The following is a 19,243-nucleotide window of genomic DNA, read 5'->3' on the forward strand; positions in this document are numbered from 1 at the left end:
GCTCTCCTCTCCCGGCGGTGAGATCACCCTACGGCCGGCGTCGCCCACGCCGTCCTCGATCCGCGCTGCGCCCCGCTGGATCAACAGCCCAGCGGGGCGCACGGACTCGGCGTGCTCGGGTCGCCGATCGCTGACGTGCGAAGAGCCGGCGTCAGAAGCCCTTGACGGCGATCATCTTGCGGACCTCGTCACGGAAGTCCGGCATCGGCATCAAGAACTTGGGATCGATCTTGTTGGTGACGCTCGTCTCCTTGTGTCCGCGGACGTAGCGGTAGCCATGTCCGAGCCGGGTGACGATGGCGGCGGCAGCCACGATCGACGCCGTCTTCTGGATGCTGCTCGGATTCTGGTTGAAGCTGCCGTCCGGGTTGACGCGGTAGTCGATCTCGATGCCGACGTACAGCGCGTTGCCGTCGCTGGTGGCCGGCAACGGCCCGCTGGCCCTGGCCGCTCCGGCGTTGTTCGTCCGACCGGCCGCGACGACCCAGCAGACGCCGTTGTAGTCGACCAGCACCTGACACAGCGGCCCGGGAAGGTCGGACCGACCGTTGATCACCGTGCTCAGCGACGGAGCGGGGTTGTCCCGGGAGGACCGGGCGCCGGCGGTGTGATGGATGAGGACGCCCTGGGGTGCGAAGGCGCCCGGCCGTCCGGCGGTGCGCCAACCGTCTATCTCGCCGACCCGGAGACCGGCGTTGGTGAGACGTCGTGCGAGCCAGGTGAGTGCCATCTCAGCTGCCCGCTTCCAGGTCGGCCATGCACTCGACCGTGGTCGCGTGCCGATCGGCATCGGCCGCCGCCGGGGCGGCGCCGGCGGAGGTCACCGCCACCGCACCGGCCGCGCCGGCGGCGAAGCGGAAGGCCGTCCGGCGGCTGAAGGTGACGGCCGGATCCTCAGGTGCCTGGTCGGTCGAGTGGTGCTGCGGTCGGTCCGCGTGGGTCATGGAAGGTCCTCTCGTGGGGCTGTGGATGCCCGCTACGCAATCAGCCCAGAGGGTCACGGTCCCGATGGCAGGTCGGTCCGCTCCGTCGCGCGGCGTCGGCCGCGAGGGACCCGGCGTCCACGCGGCACCCGGGGATCGGACCAGCCGACGTGGGTGAGAGGTCAGGGTCGGACCAGGTTGAGTCGACCTCACTCAAGGTGGAATACTGAAGGTGGCCCCAAAGTTGAGCGTAGTAGGCTCAACCTTGACTTCGATCACGAAGGACCCGCATGGACACCAACAAGCTCACCACCAAGAGTCGCGACGCCGTCTCCGCGGCGCTGCGCAACGCGTTGACGACCGGCAACCCGAGTGCTGAGCCGTCCCACCTGCTGCACGCTCTGCTGATGGTGCCCGGCAACACCGTGGCCCCGCTGCTGGCGTCGGTCGGCGCCGACCCCAGTGTCGTCGACGCCGCGGCCCAGGGGGCGATCACCAAGCTCCCGTCGGCCAGCGGCTCCTCGGTCAGCCAGCCCACGCTGTCGGGATCCTTCGCCCGGGTGCTGGCGGACGCCGAGACCCGGGCCGAGCAGCTCGGCGACAGCTACGTGGCCACCGAGCACCTGCTGATCGCGTTGGCGGCGGTGAGCTCGGACGCCAAGAAGGTCCTCACCGACCTGCACGTGACCGCCGACAAGCTGGTGACGGCGTTCAACGCGTCGCGCGGCGCGAAGCGGGTCACCAGCCAGGAGGCCGAGGGCACGTCGTCCGCGCTCGACCAGTACGGCATCGACCTGACCGAGCAGGCGCGGGAGGGTCGGCTCGACCCGGTGATCGGCCGGGACACCGAGATCCGTCGCGTCGTCCAGGTGCTGGCCCGCCGGACCAAGAACAACCCCGTGCTGATCGGTGAGCCCGGCGTCGGCAAGACCGCCGTGGTCGAGGGCCTGGCCCAGCGGCTCGTCGCCGGTGACGTCCCGGACTCGCTCAAGGGCCGTCGGCTGATCTCCCTGGACCTGTCCGCGATGGTCGCCGGCGCGAAGTACCGCGGCGAGTTCGAGGAGCGGCTCAAGGCGGTGCTGACGGAGATCCGCGACGCCCAGGGTCAGGTGATCACCTTCATCGACGAGCTGCACACAGTGGTCGGCGCCGGCGCGTCCGGCGACTCCTCGATGGATGCGGGCAACATGCTCAAGCCGATGCTGGCCCGGGGCGAGCTGCGGATGATCGGCGCCACCACCCTCGACGAGTACCGCGAGCGGATCGAGAAGGACCCCGCCCTGGAGCGTCGTTTCCAGCAGGTCTACGTGGGTGAGCCGAGTGTCGAGGACACCATCGCCATCCTCCGCGGCCTGCGCGAGCGCTACGAGGCGCACCACAAGGTGGCCATCACCGACGGCGCCCTGGTGGCAGCCGCGACCCTGTCGAACCGCTACATCACCTCCCGGCAGCTGCCGGACAAGGCCATCGACCTGATCGACGAGTCCGCCTCCCGGCTGCGGATGGAGATCGACTCCTCCCCGGAGGAGATCGACCAGCTGCGCCGGACGGTGGACCGGATGAAGATGCAGCGCTTCGCCCTGGCGAAGGAGTCCGACACCGGCTCGGTCGAGCGGCTGGCCCGCCTCGACGCCGAGCTGGCTGACGCCGAGGAGGAGCTGCGCGGGCTCGAGGCGCGCTGGGAGGCCGAGAAGCAGGGCCTGAACCAGGTCGGCGACCTGCGGCAGAAGATCGACGAGCTGCGCACCGAGGCCGACCGGCTGCAGCGGGAAGGCGAGCTGCAGCGGGCCGCGGAGATCCTCTACGGCGAGATCCCCGAGCTCCAGCAGCAGCTGGCGCGTGCCGACCAGGCCGAGAGCCAGACCGCTCCGATGGTGTCCGAGGAGGTCGGTCCCAGCGACATCGCCGAGGTGGTCTCCAACTGGACCGGCATCCCCGTGGGTCGGCTGCTCCAGGGTGAGAGCGAGAAGCTGCTGTCGATGGAGTCGCGGCTGGGGGAGCGGCTGATCGGCCAGCGGCCGGCGGTCAAGGCCGTCTCCGACGCGGTCCGCCGGTCCCGGGCAGGCATCTCCGACCCGAACCGCCCCACCGGCTCGTTCCTGTTCCTCGGTCCCACCGGCGTGGGCAAGACGGAGCTGGCCAAGGCGCTCGCGGAGTTCCTGTTCGACGACGAGCACGCGATGATCCGGATCGACATGAGCGAGTACTCCGAGAAGCACTCGGTGGCCCGGCTCGTCGGGGCCCCGCCCGGCTACGTCGGCTACGAGGAGGGCGGTCAGCTCACCGAGGCGGTCCGCCGGCGGCCGTACGCGGTCGTGCTCCTGGACGAGGTGGAGAAGGCGCACAGCGAGGTCTTCGACATCCTGCTGCAGGTGCTCGACGACGGCCGGCTGACCGACGGTCAGGGCCGGACGGTCGACTTCCGCAACGTGCTCCTGATCTTGACGTCGAACCTGGGCTCGCAGTTCCTGGCCGACCAGACCCTCGATGCCACGACCAAGCGGAACGCGGTGATGGGGGTCGTGCGGGGAGCGTTCAAGCCGGAGTTCCTGAACCGGCTGGACGAGGTCGTGCTGTTCGACGCGCTCGGCACCGAGGAGCTGGCCAAGATCGTGGAGATCAGCCTGCGCCGGCTCAACCAGCGGCTGGCCGATCGCCGGATCACCGTCGAGGTCACCCAGGCGGCCAAGGACTGGCTGGCCCTGACCGGCTTCGACCCGGTCTACGGCGCCCGTCCGCTGCGCCGCCTGATCCAGACCACCATCGAGGACCAGCTGGCCCAGCAGGTGCTGGGTGGGTCGGTGACCGACGGGGACGTCATCAGCTTCGACGTGGACGAGGCCGAGGACGGTCTCGTTGTCGTCGAGCCGACGCCGGTGACCGTCTGATCCTGCGGACGACGAGCCTGACCGAGGGGCCGGAACCGTTGGGGTTCCGGCCCCTCGTGGCGTCTCGGCTCAGCCCTGCGGGGCGCCGGGTCCGCTGATGTTGACCATCCAGTCGACCCCGAACTTGTCGGTCACCTGGCCGAAGTAGTCGCCCCAGGGGGCCTGCTCCAGCGGCATCGAGACCTGGCCGCCGTCGGCCAGCCTGTCGAAGTAGCCACGGATCTCGTCGGTCTCGTTGCCGCTGATGGAGACGGTGCCGTTGGGCCCCGCCTGACCGCCCATCATGGCCGGCACGTCGGCCGCCATCAGCGTGAAGCCGGACGGGGTGGCGAGCTGGCTGTGCATGATCTTGTCGGCCTCGTCCGCCTCGATACCGGGCATCTGGAAGTCCCCGAAGGTGGAGAAGGTCGGGTCCCCGCCGAAGACGGAGGCGTAGAACTGCATCGCCTCGCGGGTCGTCCCGCTGAAATTCAGGTAGGGGTTGAGCAGAGCCATGGTGGTCCTCCCGAGTGACGGCGTTGCGCCCAGTGTGGTGCGCAGCGGTGACAACCGGGTAGACCCGACGGACCGACCGAAGTCATCGGACGTGGAAGGATCGACGGCGTGACGACGAGGAGGCGGAGCTGAGCGGCGAGATCGAGCTGGACACGGGCTCGCAGCTGGTGACCCTGGTGGAGGACTCGGCCCGGCCGGGCGCGTACCTGGTCCGGATCGGGGGCACCGACCAGTCGTACGTGGACCTGACCGACCCGCTGCGACTCGAGTTCGACTACGTCCAGCGGATCGCCGACGTGATCGACGAGATCGCTGCCGACGGTGAGCGGATCCGGGTGGTGCACGTCGGTGGGGCGGCCCTCACCCTGCCCCGCTACGTCACGGCGACCCGGCCGAGCTCGGCGCAGATCGTGCTGGAGCCCGACACCGAGCTGACCGCGTGGGTCCGCGAGCACCTGCCGTTGCCCCGCCAGAGCGGCATCAAGATCCGGCCGGTCGACGGCCGTGCGGGGATCGCAGCCCTGCGCGACGAGTTCGCCGACCTGGTCATCGTGGACGCCTTCGCCGGCGCCCGGGTGCCCGCCGAGCTGACCACCGTCGAGTACCTCGCCGACCTCCGGCGGGTGGTGGGTACGGCCGGTGCGGTGGTGATCAACGTGACCGACAGCGGCGCGCTGGCCTACTCGCGCCGGGTGCTGGCCGGGCTGACCCGGGTGTTCGGGCACGTGGTCTACGGCGCCGAGCCGGCCACCCTGAAGGGCCGGCGGTTCGGCAACATCATCCTGACCGGCTCGGACGCCGCACTCCCCGAGCAGTCCCTGATCCGCCGCGCGGCCGGGTCGATGTTCCCGTACCGGTTGATGACGGGGAACCAGATCCCCCGCTTCGTCGGCAGCGCGGTCCCGTTCACCGACGACGACGCCGAGCCCTCACCGGACCCGGTGACCGGCGGCGCGCACTTCGGCTGAGGCCGGCCGGGCCGGGCTCAGCTCGCCCCCCTCCGGGTCCTTCGTGCCGCGCTGACGCCCTCGAGCCGGCCGGCCACGATGAGCAGCAGGAGCAGGTAGAGACCGAGCTGGGGGCTGACCAGACTCACCAGCAGGCACAGGGCGAACACCGCCGTCGTCAACCAGGCCAGGCCGAGCGGGAGGCCGACCGCCCGGTGGATCAGACCGGTCATGGCCAGGGTCAGGGTGGACAGGACCAGCAGCGTGCCGAGATAGAGCGGGCCGGTCACCCGGGTCAGCTCCCGGCCGATCATGGCGGTGGGAAAGGGAAGGAACGCGATCACCAGCAGCCAGCCCATGTTGATCATGCTCAGCCAGCGGACGGCGGGCCGGCCGGCGGCGGCCAAACGGGAGAAGAGGTTGCCGTGCAGGAGCCAGAAGGCGTAGATGACCAGGAAGCTGATCACGAACGACTGGAGCAGCTCGCCGTTCTCGGCCCAGACCGCGGCGACGTCGGTGAGGTCGCCGTCGTCGACCGCGTCGACCAGGGGCAGGATCAGCAGCGTCATGGCGATCGCCACCACCGCATCGGTCAAGGTGATGGTGCGTTCGACACCCGGACCACCGTCGTCGCTGCTCTTGTCGGCCATCCCGGCAATATGACCTACACCGCGAGCGCCGCGGCGAGCGGCACGCCCGGGCGGTAGGCCAGGTGGAGGTGGCTCGGGGCGTCGACGACCGCCAGATCGGCCGGCCCGCCGACGACGATGCGACCGATGTCGTCGCGACCCAGGGACCGCGCGGAGCCGGCGGTGGCGGCGTAGAGAGCCTGCGCCGGGGTCAGTCCCATCTCCCGGACGGCCAGAGCGATCATCAGCGGCATCGAGGACGAGTAGCAGGTGCCCGGGTTGCAGTCCGTGGCCAGGGCGACCGACACCCCGGCGGCCAGCAGCCGAGCCGCGTCGGGAAAGGGCGAGCGGGTGCAGAACTCCACCCCGGGCAGCAGGGTCGCCACGGTCCCGGAGCCGGCCAGGGCGTCCACGTCGCCGTCGGTCAGGTGGGTGCAGTGGTCGACGCTGGCCGCCCCGAGCTGGACGGCCAGCTGCACACCGGGCCCGGGCCCGGGCCCGAGCTGGTTGCCGTGCACCCGCAGCCCCAGCCCCGCCGCGCGTCCCGCCTCCAGCACGGTCCGGGCCTCGTCGGCGTCGAAGGCGTACGGCGATCCCGGCTCGCAGAACACGTCGATCCAGCGGGCGTACGGGACGGCGGCGCCGAGCATCTCGCCGGAGACCAGGTCGACGTAGTCCGCGCGGCGGTGGCGCCACTCCGGCGGCACCACGTGGGCACCGAGGAACGTCGTCTCGGTGGTCACCTCGGCGGCCAGCCGCAACGCCCTGACCTCGTCGGCGACGCTCAGCCCGTAGCCGCTCTTGATCTCCACAGTGGTGGTGCCCTGGGCCCGCATCTCGGCCACCCGGTGAGCGATCAGAGCCCGGAGCTGCTCGTCGGACGCAGCCCTGGTCGCGCTGACGGTCTCGGCGATGCCGCCGCCGTCGTACGGCTGCCCGGTCATCCGGGCCGCGAACTCGGCCGAGCGGTCACCGGCGAAGACGAGGTGGCTGTGCGAGTCCACGAAGCCGGGAACGAGGGCTCGCCCGTCGACGTCGATCCGGCGGTCGGCGGACGGAGCCTGTGCGTCGGGCCCGATCCAGGCCACGCGCCCGTCCTGGACCACCACCGCGGCGTCGGTGCGGATGCCCAGCCGGTCGTCCGTGCTGTCGTCGCAGGTGACGAGCTCGGCGATGCCGGTGATCACGGTCGCGGTCACGAGGGGTCCCCCAGGTCGGTCAGGGCGGCCGTCAGCAGCGAGCCGATGTCCCCGAGTCGGTGTGTTCCGTCGCGCACGACGTGCCGCCCGCCGATGATCACGTCCCGCACGTCGGACGCGGCGGCGCTGTAGTGGATCTGAGCCGGGTGGGATCCGGCGGTGCGGACCGAGGCAGGGTCGATGATCACCAGGTCGGCGGGTGCGCCGACGGTCAGTCGACCGCCACGGTCCCAGCCGAGGGCGGTGTGGCCGTTCGCCGCCGCGATCGTCACCAGCTCGGCCGGGGCGAAGCGGCCCCGCTGTCCGGTGCTCAACCGTTCGTGCATCTCCAGCCCCCGGAGCTCCTCGAACCCGTCAATCACGGCGTGCTGGTCGCTGCCCAGGCAGAGCGGGCTGCCGGCCCTCCCCAGGGCGTGGGCGGGGCCGATGCCGTCGGCGAGATCTCGTTCGGTGGTGGGACAGACGCAGACCCCGGTCCGGGTGCCGCCGAGCAGGAGGACGTCGGACGCACGCAGGTGGGTGGCGTGCACCGCGGTCGTGGCCGGTCCGAGCAGACCGGTGCGGTGCAGCAGCTCGGTCGGGGTGCAGCCGTAGAACGCCCGGACGGCGGCGTTCTCGGCCGGCTGCTCGCTGAGGTGGACGTGCAGCGGTCCGTCCGGACGCACGGCGGCCAGCCGTGCGAGACCGGGTTCGGGCACGGCGCGCACGGAGTGGACGGCGGCGGCGACGCGGACGGTGGCGGAGCCCGCGTGGCGGTCGGCGAAGGCGCCGACCCGATCCGCCCAGCCGTCCACGGTGACGTCGGAGAACCGTCGCTGGACCGGGTCCAGGGACTGGTGACCCGCCTCGCTGAGACCGCCGCTGAGGTAGCAGACGTCCAGCAGGGTGAGCCGGATACCGGCCTCCGCGGCGGCGGCCACCAGGGTCTCGCCCATCGCGTTCGGGTCGACGTAGCGAGACCCTCGATCATCATGGTGCAGGTAGTGGAACTCCCCGACCACCGTCATCCCCGCCAGCACCATCTCCGCGTAGACGGCGCGGGCGAGGGCGAAGTAGCGGTCCGGGTCCAGGCGGGAAGCCAGCGCGTACATCTGCTGCCGCCAGGTCCAGAAGGTGCCGCCGTCGGCGTGCGTCCGACCGCGGAGGGCCCGGTGGAAGGCGTGGCTGTGGGCGTTGGCGAGCCCGGGCACGGCGATGCCGTCGAGGAGGGAGTCGGTCCCCGCCGGGTCGACGCCGCCGGCGACCCCGGTGATGACCCCGGCCTGCTCGGTGATCCGGACCCGTGCGGCGACGCGGTCGGGGAGATGGGCCGCCGGCACCCAGTAGCTGGTCACGGGGTGGTCCCGACCAGCGCGGTCAGCACCTCGGCGAGCGCCGTCACCCCGGCGAGGCAGTCGATCCGGTCGGCGTGCTCGACGGGGGAGTGGGAGATCCCGGTCGGGTTCCGGACGAAGATCATCCCGGTCGGGATCCCCGCCGCAGCGAGGATCCCGGCGTCGTGGCCCGCGCCGGTGCCGAGCAGCGGAGCGGCCGGCAGCACCCGTCGCAACCGGCCGAGCAGCTCGTCGTCGAAGCGGGTGGTCGGGGTCCAGGACTCCTCGGTGACGCACCCGCCCGCGTCGGCGACGATCGCTGTCACGTCGCGCACGGTGCGCCGCACCGCCGCCACGTCGGCCCCGCGGGCGTCGAGCCAACCGGTGGCCGCCGACGGGATGGCGTTGACGCCGCCCGGCACGATCACGGTCTTGCCCACGGTCGCCACGCACCCGTGCTCGGTGGCGGCTGAGCGAGCCGCGAGCACCGTCGTGGCCAGACCGATCAGGGCGTCCCGCCGATCCTCCAGCCGGGTGGTGCCGGCGTGGTTGGCCTCCCCGGGGAAGTCCAGCCGCCACCGGCCGTGCGGCCAGATGTCGGTGCCGAGTCCGACCGGCTGCTCGAGATCGACCAGTCCCCGCCCCTGCTCGACGTGCAGCTCCACGAAGGCACCGACGCGGCGCAGGGTCTCCGGATCGGGCCCGAGCTGCTCGGGGTCGCGACCGGCGGCCCGCAACGCCTCGTCCATCGTGACCCCGTCGCCGTCCCGCAGACCCCGGGCGTGTCCGGGGGTGAGCGCGCCGGTGAGCACCCGTGAGCCGGCGCAGGCGACCCCGAACCGGGCGCCCTCCTCGTCGGCGAAGTTGACGATCCCCACCGGGCGCTGCGGTGCGAGACCCCCGGCCAGAAGACGATCCAGGGCGAGGAACCCGCTGACCACCCCGAGCGGGCCGTCGTACGCGCCGCCGTCGGGCACGCTGTCCAGGTGGGAGCCGGTGACGACTCCCGGAGTCGTGTCCGGGTCGCCCCACCACGCCCACTGGTTGCCCATCCGGTCGGTGGTCAGGTCCAACCCGCGGCGGATCGCCTCACCGGCGAACCACTCGCGCAGATCGTGGTCCTCCCGGGTGAGGGCGTACCGACGGTAGCCGCCGGTAGCGGGACGACGACCGATCTCGGCGAGCTCGGCCCACTGGCGGTCGAACGAGTGGGTCGCCTCGCTGGTCACGCGCCCTCACGCTGCGCAGACGGAGCGCTCTCGCACAGCGCAGACGGAGCGCTCTCGCGCAGGGGCACCCGGACCCCGCGCTCCACGGCCACGTCGACGGCGGCGTCGTAACCGGCATCGACGTGCCGGATGATTCCCATGCCGGGATCGTTGCTCAGCACCCGGGCGAGCTTCTGGGCGGCCAGCTCGGTGCCGTCGGCCAGGCAGACCTGCCCGGCGTGGATGGACCGCCCGATGCCGACGCCACCACCGTGGTGGATGGACACCCAGCTGGCGCCGGACGCGGTGTTGACCAGGGCGTTCAGCAGCGGCCAGTCGGCGATCGCATCGGAACCGTCGGCCATCGCCTCGGTCTCGCGGTAGGGACTGGCCACCGAACCGCAGTCCAGGTGGTCCCGCCCGATCACGACCGGGGCGCTGACCCCACCGGAGGCCACCAGGTCGTTGAAGGCGAGTCCCGCCCTGTCGCGCTCGCCGTAGCCGAGCCAGCAGATCCGGGCCGGCAGGCCCTGGAAGGCGATCCGCTCCCGGGCGCCGCGCATCCACTTCTGCAGCCGGTCGTTGTCCGGAAACAGCTTCAGCACGGCCTCGTCCGTCGTGTGGATGTCCTTCGGATCACCGGACAGGGCGGCCCAGCGGAACGGACCCTTGCCCTCGCAGAAGAGCGGTCGGATGTAGGCGGGCACGAACCCGGGGAACTCGAAGGCGCGCTCGTAGCCGCCCTGTCGGGCCTCGTCCCGGATCGAGTTGCCGTAGTCGAAGACCTCGGCACCGGCGTCGGCGAACTCCACCATGGCCTGCACCTGGCGGGCCATCGACGTTCGCGCCCGATCCGTGAACTCCTCGGGCTTGGCCGCGGCCAGCTCGGCCCAGTCCTCCAGGCTGACGCCCTCGGGGAGATAGGAGAGCGGGTCATGGGCGCTGGTCTGGTCGGTGACCACGTCGATGGCCACTCCGCGGCGCAGCAGCTCGGGGAACACCTCGGCGCAGTTGCCGACCACCCCGATGGACCGCGCCCGCCGGTCGGCCTTGGCCTGCAGCACCTGCTCCACGGCGGAGTCGAGGTCGTCGGCGATCTCGTCGAGATAGCGGTGGTCGACCCGCCGCTGCAGGCGAGCCCGGTCCACGTCGACGATCAGGCAGACCCCGTCGTTCATGGTGACGGCGAGCGGTTGGGCGCCACCCATGCCGCCGCAGCCCCCGGTCAGGGTGAGGGTGCCGGCCAGCGTGCCGCCGAACCGCTTCTCGGCCACCGCGGCGAACGTCTCGTAGGTGCCCTGGACGATGCCCTGGGTGCCGATGTAGATCCACGAGCCGGCGGTCATCTGCCCGTACATGGTCAGCCCCTGCTGCTCGAGCCGCCGGAACTCCGGCCAGGTGGCCCAGTCCGGGACCAGGTTGGAGTTGGCGATCAGCACCCGCGGAGCCCACTCGTGGGTGCGCATCACCCCGACCGGCCGGCCGGACTGGACCAGCATGGTCTCGTCGCCCTCCAGGTCGCGCAGCGTGCGGACCATGGCGTCGAAGGAGCGCCAGTCGCGGGCGGCTCGACCGGTGCCGCCGTAGACGACCAGGTCGTCGGGCCGCTCGGCGTTCTCGGGGTCGAGGTTGTTCATCAGCATCCGCAGCGGGGCCTCGGTGGCCCAGCTCTTGGCGGACAGCGTGCTGCCGCGGGCTGCGCGGACGGGACGGGCGCCTTCCATAGCGAGAGATCCTTTCGGGAGCAGGAGTTCAGTTCAGAGGTCCGGTGACCGATTCCGCGGCGGTGACGACACCACCACGTGCCACCAGCTGGACGGCGATCTCGATCTCCGGCGCCAGCCAGCGGTCCGGACCGGGGGCGGGAGCACCCGCGGCCCGGAGTGCGGTGATCACGGCGGCCGTGGCCGGAGCGGGGGTGAGGGGCGCTCTCAGCTCGAGCCCGCGGGCGGCGGTCAGCAGCTCGACGGCCAGCACCCGGGTCAGGCCGTCGACGGCCCGTCGCAGCTTGCGCGCCGACGACCAGCCCATCGAGACGTGATCCTCCTGCAGGGCCGAGCTGGGGATCGAGTCGACCGACGCCGGGGCGGCGAGGCGCTTGAGCTCGGAGACGATCGCGGCTTGGGTGTACTGGGCGATCATGTGCCCCGAGTCGACCCCGGGATCGTCGGCCAGGAAGGCGGGTAGACCGTTGTTGCGGGCCCGGTCCAGGAACCGGTCGGTCCGGCGCTCGGCGATGCTGGCCAGGTCCGCGACCACGATGGCCAGGAAGTCCAGCACGTAGGCGATCGGCGCCCCGTGGAAGTTGCCGTTGGACTCGACCCGCCCGTCCGGGGTGACGACGGGGTTGTCGACGGCGGAGGCGAGCTCGATCCCTGCCACCGTACGGGCGTGGGCCATCGTGTCGCGGGCGCCGCCGGCCACCTGCGGCGAGCAGCGCAGCGAGTACGCATCCTGCACGCGGGTGCACTCGTGCGTCCGGTGAGACTCCCGGATCACGCTGCCCGCCAGCAGCCGACGGAGGTTGGCGGCCGAGGCGGCCTGGCCGGGGTGGGGCCGCAGCTGCTGGAGATCCTGGGCGAACACGTCGTCGGTGCCGAGCAGACCCTCCACGCTCATGGCGGCGGTGACGTCGGCCACCGTGACCAGGTTGTCCAGGTCGTGCAGGGCCAGCACGAGCATGCCGAGCATCCCGTCGGTCCCGTTGATCAGGGCCAGCCCTTCCTTCTCGGCCAGCACCACCGGCGTGATGCCGGCGTGCGCCAGGGCGTCGGCGGCCGGGAGGATCTCCCCGCGATGATCATGGACCGTGCCCTCGCCCAGCACGGCCAGCGCGCAGTGGGCCAGCGGAGCAAGATCACCGGAACAGCCCAGGCTGCCGTACTCGTGGACGATCGGGGTGATCCCGGCGTTGAGCAGGTCGGCGTACGTCTGCAGCACGACGGGACGGACCCCGGTCCGACCGGTGGCCAGCGTCGAGAGCCGCAGCAGCATCAGGGCGCGGACCACCTCGCGCTCGACGGGCGGTCCCGAGCCGGCGGCGTGCGAGCGGATCAGACTGCGCTGCAGCTGGGTGCGCAGGGCGGTCGGGATGTGCCGGGTGGCCAGGGCCCCGAACCCGGTGGAGACGCCGTAGTGGGGGCGGGGATCCTCGGCCAGGGCCTGGATCACCGCCCGGGTCCGGGACACCTCGGCGATCGCGTCGTCGGCGATGCGCACCGAGCCGCCGTGGCGAGCCACGGCGACGACCTGGGCGGGGGTGACCGGACCACGACCGATGACGACGGAGCAGGTCGAGGTGGGCATGCCTCATTCCACGCGACCGGACCGGGCGCCGACCAGGGGTCGCAGGCCCAACCCGTCTCATATCTGAGACTCTGGGGTCATGTCCCTGGCTCCCGCCGCAGACACCGTGCTGAAGATCCTCGTGCTGCTCGCCCGACAGGTCGAGCCGGTCCCCGCGGCGGCGGTGGCGGCGGGACTGGGGCTGCCCCGCTCCACCACCTACCGGCTGCTGGGCGCGCTGGTCGAGCAGGGCTTCGTCAGCTACCTGCCCGAGGAACGCCGCTACGGGCTCGGCGTGGTCACCTTCGAGATGGGCTCCAGCTACTCCCGGCAGATGCCGTTGCGCCGGGTCGCGCAGCCGGTGCTGACCCGGCTGGCCGCGACCGCGAAGGAGAACGCTCACCTGGCGGTGCTGCACGGCCCCGACGTCTACTACGTGATCGAGCAGCGGGCCCCCCGCCGCCGGACGCTGGTGAGTGACGTCGGGGTGCGGCTGCCGGCCACGGTGACCGCGTCCGGGCTGGCCGTCCTGGCGGCGTTGCCGGCCGCCCAGGTCCGCGCCGTCTTCCCGAACCGCGACGCCCTGGTCACCCGCGACGGACACGGGCCGGCCACCCCGGCGGAGCTGCGGTCCCTGCTCAGCGCCGTCCGCGCCCGCGGCTACGCGGTGGAGGACGGGCTGGTGACGGCCGGGCTCGCCTCGGTCGGGGTGCCGGTGCTGGACCGGACCGGCTACCCGGTGGCGGGCATCTCGGTCACCTTCGAGGCCGACCGGGTCGACGCCGAGCGGCACGCGCGCCTGGTGGCCGACGTGCGCCGGGCCGCCGCCACCCTGACCCGGCGGTTGGGCGGCTGAGCGACTCCGCGGGTGCTGCGGCGCCCGTGGAGTCGTGGTCGGTCAGCCGGCCACCGTCACCGGCTCCTGCAGCTCGGTCCGCCACGGCTCGGGCATGCCCTCGCCGTACGCGTGGTAGACCTCGCGGTTGTAGCCCTGCGACCGGTAGCCGTGGTCGGCGATCCAGCGACCGAGGGTCTGGATGGTCGGCAGCACGCCGTCCATCGGACCCTCGTGGATGATCGACGCCGCGGTGATCTCCGGCAGCCGGGTGATCACGACGCCGGTCGGGGCGACGTCCTCGGCGATGGGGGCGGCGGCATGGGCGATCAGGCCCTCGCCGTCAGCGGCGTCCTCGTAGTACGCGATCGGTGCGGCGATGCAGGCGACTCCGGCCTCGGTCAACCGCCCCATCAGCCGATCGAACAGCGGACCGAGCACCGGGGTGATGAACTGTGGCTCGAAGCCCCCGACCGGGGCGGTGAGCTCGGCGACCCGGACGGCGGGCACGGTCTCGATGTGGATCTGGTCGTGTGACATGGCGTCTTCCCTCTCGATGATGTGGAGCCTCGCTTCGACCCGGGACAACCGCGCCGTGTCCGCCGCGATCTGCTCCCGCAGCTCGGCCTGCCGCGATCGCAGCAGGGCGCGGAGCCGGTCGACCTCGATGTCGTCGTCGACCAGGCTGGCGACCTGGTCGAGGGTGAACCCCAGATCCTTGAGGGCCACCACCCGGTTGAGTCGGGCCAGCTGCTCGGGCCGGTAGGTCCGGTAGCCGGTGGACGGGTCGACGAAGGCGGGTCGGAGCAGACCGATGGCGTCGTAGTGGCGCAGCATCCGCACCGACACGCGGCCGGACCTGGCGAAGTCTCCGATGCTGAACATGATGTCTCCAGGAAAGGGCCTGACACGGTGTCAGGGTCAACCGCCGACCTCCAGTCTGTCCGCCCGGCCGTGCGGTGGGCGCACCTAGGCTGGGTGCCATGTCGCAGTACCCGGGGTATCAGGTGCCCGGCCCGCCAGGTCCGGCCCGGCTCGGGCCGCCAGGTGCCCAGCAGCCGGGTCCACAGGGGGCTCCCCAGTTCGGCCCACCCGGGAGCTGGCCGACCGGCCCGGTCCCCACGGGGCACCCCGGCCAGCCGTACGGGGACCCGCCCCGCCCGGCCCAGGTGCCGATCTGGGTCGGTCCGCAGCAGCCGTACGCCCCGCCGTCGCGCCCGCAGCGTCCTGCGGTGATCGCCATGGCCGCCACGATGACGGTGACCGCCTCGCTCCAGTGGCTGTGCGCCCTGTCGTTCGCCTGGCTGGTGGCCACGGCGGGTGCCTCGGGGCTGTCCACCAGCAACGCCGAGGCGCCGCTGTTCCACCTCCTGCGGCGGTTCCACCTGCGCCTGGTCGAGGGGTTGGCGCTGCCGCTCTACGCCTTCCCCACACTCGCCTTCTTCCTGGGCTTCGTGATCCTGGCCCCACGCCTGTGGGCCCGGCTCGCGCTGACCCTGACCGGGGTGGCGTCGTTGGCGTGGTCCGCGTGGTGGCTGCGAGCCGACATCGTGTGGTGGCTGCCGATTGCCACCTACATCGGGATCGTCTGCCTGATCCTGTGGACGCCGGGCGCGACCCAGTGGTACCGGCGACGCGCGGCGGGCTGACCCCTCCCGGTCGCCGGGCGCGGGGTCCGGTCAGGAGGCGTTGAGTCCGGCGAGCCGTCGCGCTGCCTCGTCCAGCACCGGGTCGGACTTGCAGAACGCCCAGCGGACGTACGGACGGCCGGCCCCGGTGCGGGCGTAGAAGACCTGGTGGGGGATGGCCACCACCCCGCAGCGGTGCGGCAGGTCGCGGCAGAACGCCACCCCGTCGTCGTAGCCGAGCGGTCGGACGTCGGTGGTCATGAAGTAGGTGCCGAGGGGGATGGCCGGCTGCAGGCCCACCGACCGCAGCCCCTCGGCCAGCCGGTCGCGCTTGCCCTGCAGCTCGTCCCGGGCGGCGGCGACCCACGCGTCGCCCTGGTCCAGGGCTAGCGCGATCGCCGGCTGGAACGGTGCGCCGCTGACGTAGGTGAGGAACTGCTTGACCGCCGTCAGCTCGGTGACCAGCTGGGCCGGCCCCAGGGCCCAGCCGATCTTCCAGCCGGTGGCCGAGAACGTCTTGCCCGACGAGGAGATCCGGAGCGTCCGCTCCCGCATCCCGGGGAAGCCGGCCAGCGGCAGGTGCTCGACGCCGTCGAAGACCAGGTGCTCGTACACCTCGTCGCAGACCACCAGCAGGTCGTGCTCGACGGCCAGCTCGGCGATGGTCGCGAGCTCGGGACGGCCGAGCACGGTGCCGGTCGGGTTGTGCGGTGAGTTGACCAAGATCATCTTGGTGCGGGGGGTGACGACCGCCCGCAGCTCTTCCAGGTCGAGCACGAAGTCCGGCCCGAACACCCCGACACCGACGATCCGCCCGCCGGCCAGGGCCACCGAGGCCGCGTAGGAGTCGTAGAACGGCTCGAGCGCGATCACCTCGTCGCCGGGATCGACGAAGGCGAGGATGGCGGCGGCCAGGGCCTCGGTCGCCCCGGTGGTGATGATCACCTCGCGCTCGGGGTCGTAGTCGAGGCCGTAGTGGCGGCGGCCATGGTCGACCACCGCCTGCCTCAGGGCGGCGGTGCCACGACCCGGCGGGTACTGGTTGACGCCCTCGGCGATGGCCCGCTCGGCCGCAGCGAGCATGAAGTCCGGGCCGTCGTAGTCCGGGAACCCCTGACCCAGGTTCACCGAGTCGGTGGCCACGGCGAGCGCGGACATCTCGGCGAAGACCGTGGCGGCGGTGGACCCCACCCGCCCGGCCTTGAACCGGGAGCTGCTGACGTCGACGGTGGCCATGACCGTCACCCTAACCACCGGCGGGCGACCCCCCGATCGTGCTCAGGAGACGCGCAGGCCCTGCATCGCCTGCTTCGCGGGCGCGTTGTACTGCGGGGAGTTGCCCGGCACCGAGGAGGCGAACAGCCCGGCGGAGCCGTTCTCCAGGTCGACGATGACCACCGTGAGGAGCTCGTTGGTGGCCTCCAGCCCGGGGATGGAGAAGCTGAGGTCGGACTCCATGATCCAGGCCTCGTGGCCGTCCACCGTCATCGCCTGGCTCCTGGTGTCGTTCCGAGTCACCTCGGCGTCGCCGTAGAAGGTGCCGGTGACGCACTTCAGGACGATCTCCGCGCCGTCCTTGGGCTCGAAGAAGCCGTCGCCGGCCACCAGCTCCCCGACCATCACCGCGGCTCCCCAGCGGATCTTCGGGGTCTGCTCGGTCTGCACGAACTGCTGCAGCACGTCCCGGCCGAACGGGACCTGGGTGTTCGGCAACGGCTGCTCCCACGGTGCGGGCAGCTGCGGGTAGGAGAGCGGACCGCTGTGGACGCGACCGTCGGCCGGCTGCGGGGTCGGGCTGCTGTTCGCCTCGGGCTGCGGGCAGGCGTTGCTGCTGGGGTCGCCGCCCGGCAACCCGGGGACGCCGCCCAGCACCCCGCCCAGACCGCGGACGACGAGGGCCACGACCACCACCAGCGCGACGGCCACGGCGATCAGCCCGATCAGCCAACGGCGGCTGCTCCGCCGGGGAGCGGCTGCGTACGCTGCTCCCGGTCCGGAGCCGGCCGCGCCCGGCGCGGGGGACCAGGTCGGGCCGGCTGAGCTCGCGGCGGGCCCGGGTGCGCCGCTCGACGGAGCCGGGGACGGCGTGCCGCCGGGCTGCGACGTCAGCTGGTTGGTCCAGCCGCTGCCGTCCCAGTAGCGGAAGGCGCCGGGCTGGCCACCCGGATCGGGGTACCAGCCGGGAGTGCTCATGGCCCCCGAGTCTAGGGGCGGCCCCGGGCCGCAGCAGGCACAATGGCGGGGTGGCCCAGTCCCTCGCGGATGACGTCGCCGACCCGGAGCGGACTCCGAGCGGTCGGCGACCCCACCGCGGGGTGTCCGCGCTCACCGTCCTCGGAGTGCTGCTGCTGGTCGCCGGACTCGGCTGCCTGGGCTGGGTCGCGTGGCAGTACGTCGGGACCAACGTGACGTCGGAGAAGGCGTTCCACGAGGAGACCTCCGAGCTGCGGGAGAAGTGGGCGCGGCCGGCGGAGGATGCCGATCCGGCGGAGCGTGACACGAGGGCAGGCGGCGAGCTCACCCCCGCCGTGGTGCCCGGCGACGCCGTCGCGCTGCTGCGCATCCCGGCTTTCGGTGCCGACTACGAGGTCCCGATCCTGGCCGGCACCGACCTGTCCATCCTGGATCGCGGGGTCGGCCACTACACCGGCACCGCCGACCCGGGGCAGATCGGCAACTTCGCGATCGCGGGTCACCGGATCACCCACGGGGAGCCGTTCGCCCGACTGCTCGAGCTGCAGGCCGGCGACGAGGTGATCATCGAGACCCGGACTGCCGTCTACACCTACGTCATGGACGGGTCTCCCGCGAACCTCACCGTGGACGACACCCAGACCTGGGTGCTCGACCCGGATCCGCGGAACCGCGACGACGAGCCGACCACGGCGATGCTCACGCTGACCACGTGCCAGGACCTGTTCAGGTCCCCGGATCGATCGGTCGGGTTCGCCCACCTGGCCACGACGGTCGGCAAGCCCTGACCTGATGCGGCCGAGCGGTCGCCCCGTTGCCCTCGGGGCCGACCGAGCGCTATGCTGACTAACAATTAGTGCACTAATGAATAGGACGCGAAGTGACGGTCAGCAGAACCCCGGAGCAACAGGCCTACGCGGCGGCGGACGAGCGGAGCCTCGACTTCGTCCAGCGCCTGATCGCGTCGTCGGCCATCGGGTTGTTCATCGGTTCGCTGGCCGTGGTCCTGGCGGGCTACCTCGTCGTCAGCGGCGTCGACGACCTCCCTCGGGACAGCGTCATCGGGCTCTGGGTGATGACCGGGGTGATCGGGCTGGTCACGGCGGCCGCCGTGCTCGTGCTGCACCGGCGAGCGTGGTACTCGCCGTGGGTGCTTCTCGGTCTGCTGCCGGCGGCGGTCTCCGCCTACTGGATCCTGTGAGCGGCGCGGCCGTACGAGGCGTGGTGACGTGACCGCCGAGACGACGCCACAACCGGACCTGCTGGCGTTGGAGAGTCAGGTCTGCTTCGCGCTGGCCGTCGCCTCGCGGCGGGTGATCGGGCTCTACCGCCCGGTGCTCGAGCCGCTCGGGCTGACCCACCCGCAGTACCTGGTGATGCTCGCGCTGTGGCAGCACGAGCCGCTGTCCGTACGCCGGCTGGGGGAGCTGGTCAGTCTGGAGCCTGCCACCTTGTCGCCGCTGCTGAAGCGGCTGGAGGCGGTCGGCTACCTGCACCGCACCCGGGACGCCGAGGACGAGCGGAGTCTCCGGGTGATCCTCACCGCGACCGGACGCGCCCTGCGGGAGCGGGCGCTGGAGGTTCCGCCGGCGATCATGGCGAAGCTGGAGATGGACGTCGACGAGCTCCGGACGCTGCACACCGCTCTGACCGACGTGATCGCCCACACCGAGGGCAAGGCCTGAGCCTGCCCCCGGTGC

The 19,243-nt window shown here is 72.1% G+C and carries 19 protein-coding genes; 7 read left to right on the forward strand and 12 right to left on the reverse strand.

Annotated elements, in window-relative coordinates; genetic code table 11:
- Positions 1 to 151 precede the first annotated feature (151 nt).
- Both ABD714_RS10765 and ABD714_RS10770 read right to left on the reverse strand, forming a co-directional pair.
- Positions 152 to 730: an N-acetylmuramoyl-L-alanine amidase gene (locus ABD714_RS10765; RefSeq protein ID WP_344812336.1), complete on the reverse strand. Its 579-nt coding sequence runs from the start codon at positions 728 to 730 to the stop codon at positions 152 to 154.
- A gap of 1 nt (position 731) precedes the next feature.
- On the reverse strand, positions 732 to 944 hold the full coding sequence (locus tag ABD714_RS10770; RefSeq protein ID WP_344812337.1) for a hypothetical protein: 213 nt from the start codon (positions 942 to 944) through the stop codon (positions 732 to 734).
- Between the two features lie 269 nt (positions 945 to 1,213).
- Here ABD714_RS10770 and clpB point away from each other — a divergent pair, with 269 nt between their 5' ends.
- Positions 1,214 to 3,811: an ATP-dependent chaperone ClpB gene (gene clpB, locus ABD714_RS10775; RefSeq protein WP_344812338.1), complete on the forward strand. Its 2,598-nt coding sequence runs from the start codon at positions 1,214 to 1,216 to the stop codon at positions 3,809 to 3,811.
- Between the two features lie 69 nt (positions 3,812 to 3,880).
- On the opposite strand, the gene ABD714_RS10780 is transcribed toward clpB, so the two are convergent.
- Complete coding sequence (locus ABD714_RS10780; protein WP_344812339.1) at positions 3,881 to 4,306, reverse strand: VOC family protein; 426 nt, start codon at positions 4,304 to 4,306, stop codon at positions 3,881 to 3,883.
- 164 nt (positions 4,307 to 4,470) lie between these two features.
- On the opposite strand from ABD714_RS10780, the gene ABD714_RS10785 reads away from it, so the two are divergent.
- Entirely contained in the window at positions 4,471 to 5,274 is an 804-nt protein-coding gene (locus ABD714_RS10785) for a spermidine synthase (RefSeq protein ID WP_344812455.1), read from the forward strand.
- 17 nt (positions 5,275 to 5,291) lie between these two features.
- Here ABD714_RS10785 and ABD714_RS10790 read toward each other — a convergent pair whose 3' ends face one another.
- From ABD714_RS10790 to hutH, 6 genes are read right to left on the reverse strand one after another with little or no spacing between them, the layout of a single operon-like run.
- On the reverse strand, positions 5,292 to 5,903 hold the full coding sequence (locus tag ABD714_RS10790) for a TMEM175 family protein (RefSeq protein WP_344812340.1): 612 nt from the start codon (positions 5,901 to 5,903) through the stop codon (positions 5,292 to 5,294).
- A gap of 14 nt (positions 5,904 to 5,917) precedes the next feature.
- A complete protein-coding gene (gene hutI, locus ABD714_RS10795) occupies positions 5,918 to 7,081 on the reverse strand; it encodes an imidazolonepropionase (protein WP_344812341.1) in 1,164 nt (387 codons plus the stop codon).
- Complete coding sequence (locus ABD714_RS10800; RefSeq protein ID WP_344812342.1) at positions 7,078 to 8,415, reverse strand: formimidoylglutamate deiminase; 1,338 nt, start codon at positions 8,413 to 8,415, stop codon at positions 7,078 to 7,080. Before ABD714_RS10800 ends, hutI begins: the two co-directional genes overlap by 4 nt.
- The gene (locus ABD714_RS10805) at positions 8,412 to 9,623 is read right to left on the reverse strand and encodes an allantoate amidohydrolase (protein ID WP_344812343.1); all 1,212 of its coding nucleotides are present in this window, start codon (positions 9,621 to 9,623) and stop codon (positions 8,412 to 8,414) included. The genes ABD714_RS10800 and ABD714_RS10805 overlap by 4 nt, the downstream gene beginning before the upstream one ends.
- Positions 9,620 to 11,326, reverse strand: a complete 1,707-nt coding sequence (gene hutU / locus ABD714_RS10810) for a urocanate hydratase (protein ID WP_344812344.1) — start codon at positions 11,324 to 11,326, stop codon at positions 9,620 to 9,622. The genes ABD714_RS10805 and hutU overlap by 4 nt, the downstream gene beginning before the upstream one ends.
- Before the next feature lie 28 nt (positions 11,327 to 11,354).
- Positions 11,355 to 12,908, reverse strand: a complete 1,554-nt coding sequence (gene hutH / locus ABD714_RS10815; protein WP_344812345.1) for a histidine ammonia-lyase — start codon at positions 12,906 to 12,908, stop codon at positions 11,355 to 11,357.
- A gap of 79 nt (positions 12,909 to 12,987) precedes the next feature.
- On the opposite strand from hutH, the gene ABD714_RS10820 reads away from it, so the two are divergent.
- Positions 12,988 to 13,743 carry an IclR family transcriptional regulator gene (locus ABD714_RS10820; RefSeq protein WP_344812346.1) on the forward strand — a complete coding sequence of 252 codons (756 nt, stop codon included), beginning with the start codon at positions 12,988 to 12,990 and terminating at the stop codon, positions 13,741 to 13,743.
- A gap of 42 nt (positions 13,744 to 13,785) precedes the next feature.
- On the opposite strand, the gene ABD714_RS10825 is transcribed toward ABD714_RS10820, so the two are convergent.
- Entirely contained in the window at positions 13,786 to 14,607 is an 822-nt protein-coding gene (locus ABD714_RS10825) for a MerR family transcriptional regulator (protein WP_344812347.1), read from the reverse strand.
- A gap of 98 nt (positions 14,608 to 14,705) precedes the next feature.
- Between ABD714_RS10825 and ABD714_RS10830 the strand changes: the two genes are divergently transcribed.
- A complete protein-coding gene (locus ABD714_RS10830) occupies positions 14,706 to 15,371 on the forward strand; it encodes a hypothetical protein (protein ID WP_344812349.1) in 666 nt (221 codons plus the stop codon).
- Positions 15,372 to 15,401: 30 nt separating this feature from the next.
- On the opposite strand, the gene ABD714_RS10835 is transcribed toward ABD714_RS10830, so the two are convergent.
- Together ABD714_RS10835 and ABD714_RS10840 are read right to left on the reverse strand one after the other, a co-directional pair.
- On the reverse strand, positions 15,402 to 16,586 hold the full coding sequence (locus ABD714_RS10835) for a pyridoxal phosphate-dependent aminotransferase (RefSeq protein ID WP_344812350.1): 1,185 nt from the start codon (positions 16,584 to 16,586) through the stop codon (positions 15,402 to 15,404).
- Positions 16,587 to 16,628: 42 nt separating this feature from the next.
- Complete coding sequence (locus tag ABD714_RS10840; RefSeq protein ID WP_344812351.1) at positions 16,629 to 17,543, reverse strand: DUF2510 domain-containing protein; 915 nt, start codon at positions 17,541 to 17,543, stop codon at positions 16,629 to 16,631.
- 50 nt (positions 17,544 to 17,593) lie between these two features.
- Here ABD714_RS10840 and ABD714_RS10845 point away from each other — a divergent pair, with 50 nt between their 5' ends.
- The 3 genes from ABD714_RS10845 to ABD714_RS10855 all read left to right on the forward strand — a co-directional run bounded on the left by ABD714_RS10845 (position 17,594) and on the right by ABD714_RS10855 (position 19,228).
- On the forward strand, positions 17,594 to 18,331 hold the full coding sequence (locus tag ABD714_RS10845) for a class E sortase (RefSeq protein WP_344812352.1): 738 nt from the start codon (positions 17,594 to 17,596) through the stop codon (positions 18,329 to 18,331).
- Between the two features lie 92 nt (positions 18,332 to 18,423).
- Positions 18,424 to 18,744, forward strand: coding sequence for a hypothetical protein (locus tag ABD714_RS10850; protein ID WP_344812353.1), 321 nt, complete (start codon positions 18,424 to 18,426; stop codon positions 18,742 to 18,744).
- A gap of 28 nt (positions 18,745 to 18,772) precedes the next feature.
- Complete coding sequence (locus tag ABD714_RS10855) at positions 18,773 to 19,228, forward strand: MarR family winged helix-turn-helix transcriptional regulator (RefSeq protein WP_344812355.1); 456 nt, start codon at positions 18,773 to 18,775, stop codon at positions 19,226 to 19,228.
- Positions 19,229 to 19,243: the final 15 nt, after the last annotated feature.

Source organism: Microlunatus aurantiacus (genome assembly GCF_039536605.1).
Taxonomy (GTDB): domain Bacteria; phylum Actinomycetota; class Actinomycetes; order Propionibacteriales; family Propionibacteriaceae; genus Microlunatus; species Microlunatus aurantiacus.

Excerpts from the sequence above, each read along its gene's own strand:
- ABD714_RS10765 (WP_344812336.1), bottom strand. The coding sequence starts at position 730 with ATGGCACTCACCTGGCTCGCACGACGTCTCACCAACGCCGGTCTCCGG.
- ABD714_RS10770 (WP_344812337.1), bottom strand. The coding sequence starts at position 944 with ATGACCCACGCGGACCGACCGCAGCACCACTCGACCGACCAGGCACCT.
- clpB (WP_344812338.1), top strand. The coding sequence starts at position 1,214 with ATGGACACCAACAAGCTCACCACCAAGAGTCGCGACGCCGTCTCCGCG.
- ABD714_RS10780 (WP_344812339.1), bottom strand. The coding sequence starts at position 4,306 with ATGGCTCTGCTCAACCCCTACCTGAATTTCAGCGGGACGACCCGCGAG.
- ABD714_RS10790 (WP_344812340.1), bottom strand. The coding sequence starts at position 5,903 with ATGGCCGACAAGAGCAGCGACGACGGTGGTCCGGGTGTCGAACGCACC.
- hutU (WP_344812344.1), bottom strand. The coding sequence starts at position 11,326 with ATGGAAGGCGCCCGTCCCGTCCGCGCAGCCCGCGGCAGCACGCTGTCC.
- hutH (WP_344812345.1), bottom strand. The coding sequence starts at position 12,908 with ATGCCCACCTCGACCTGCTCCGTCGTCATCGGTCGTGGTCCGGTCACC.
- ABD714_RS10820 (WP_344812346.1), top strand. The coding sequence starts at position 12,988 with ATGTCCCTGGCTCCCGCCGCAGACACCGTGCTGAAGATCCTCGTGCTG.
- ABD714_RS10825 (WP_344812347.1), bottom strand. The coding sequence starts at position 14,607 with ATGTTCAGCATCGGAGACTTCGCCAGGTCCGGCCGCGTGTCGGTGCGG.
- ABD714_RS10830 (WP_344812349.1), top strand. The coding sequence starts at position 14,706 with ATGTCGCAGTACCCGGGGTATCAGGTGCCCGGCCCGCCAGGTCCGGCC.
- ABD714_RS10835 (WP_344812350.1), bottom strand. The coding sequence starts at position 16,586 with ATGGCCACCGTCGACGTCAGCAGCTCCCGGTTCAAGGCCGGGCGGGTG.
- ABD714_RS10840 (WP_344812351.1), bottom strand. The coding sequence starts at position 17,543 with ATGAGCACTCCCGGCTGGTACCCCGATCCGGGTGGCCAGCCCGGCGCC.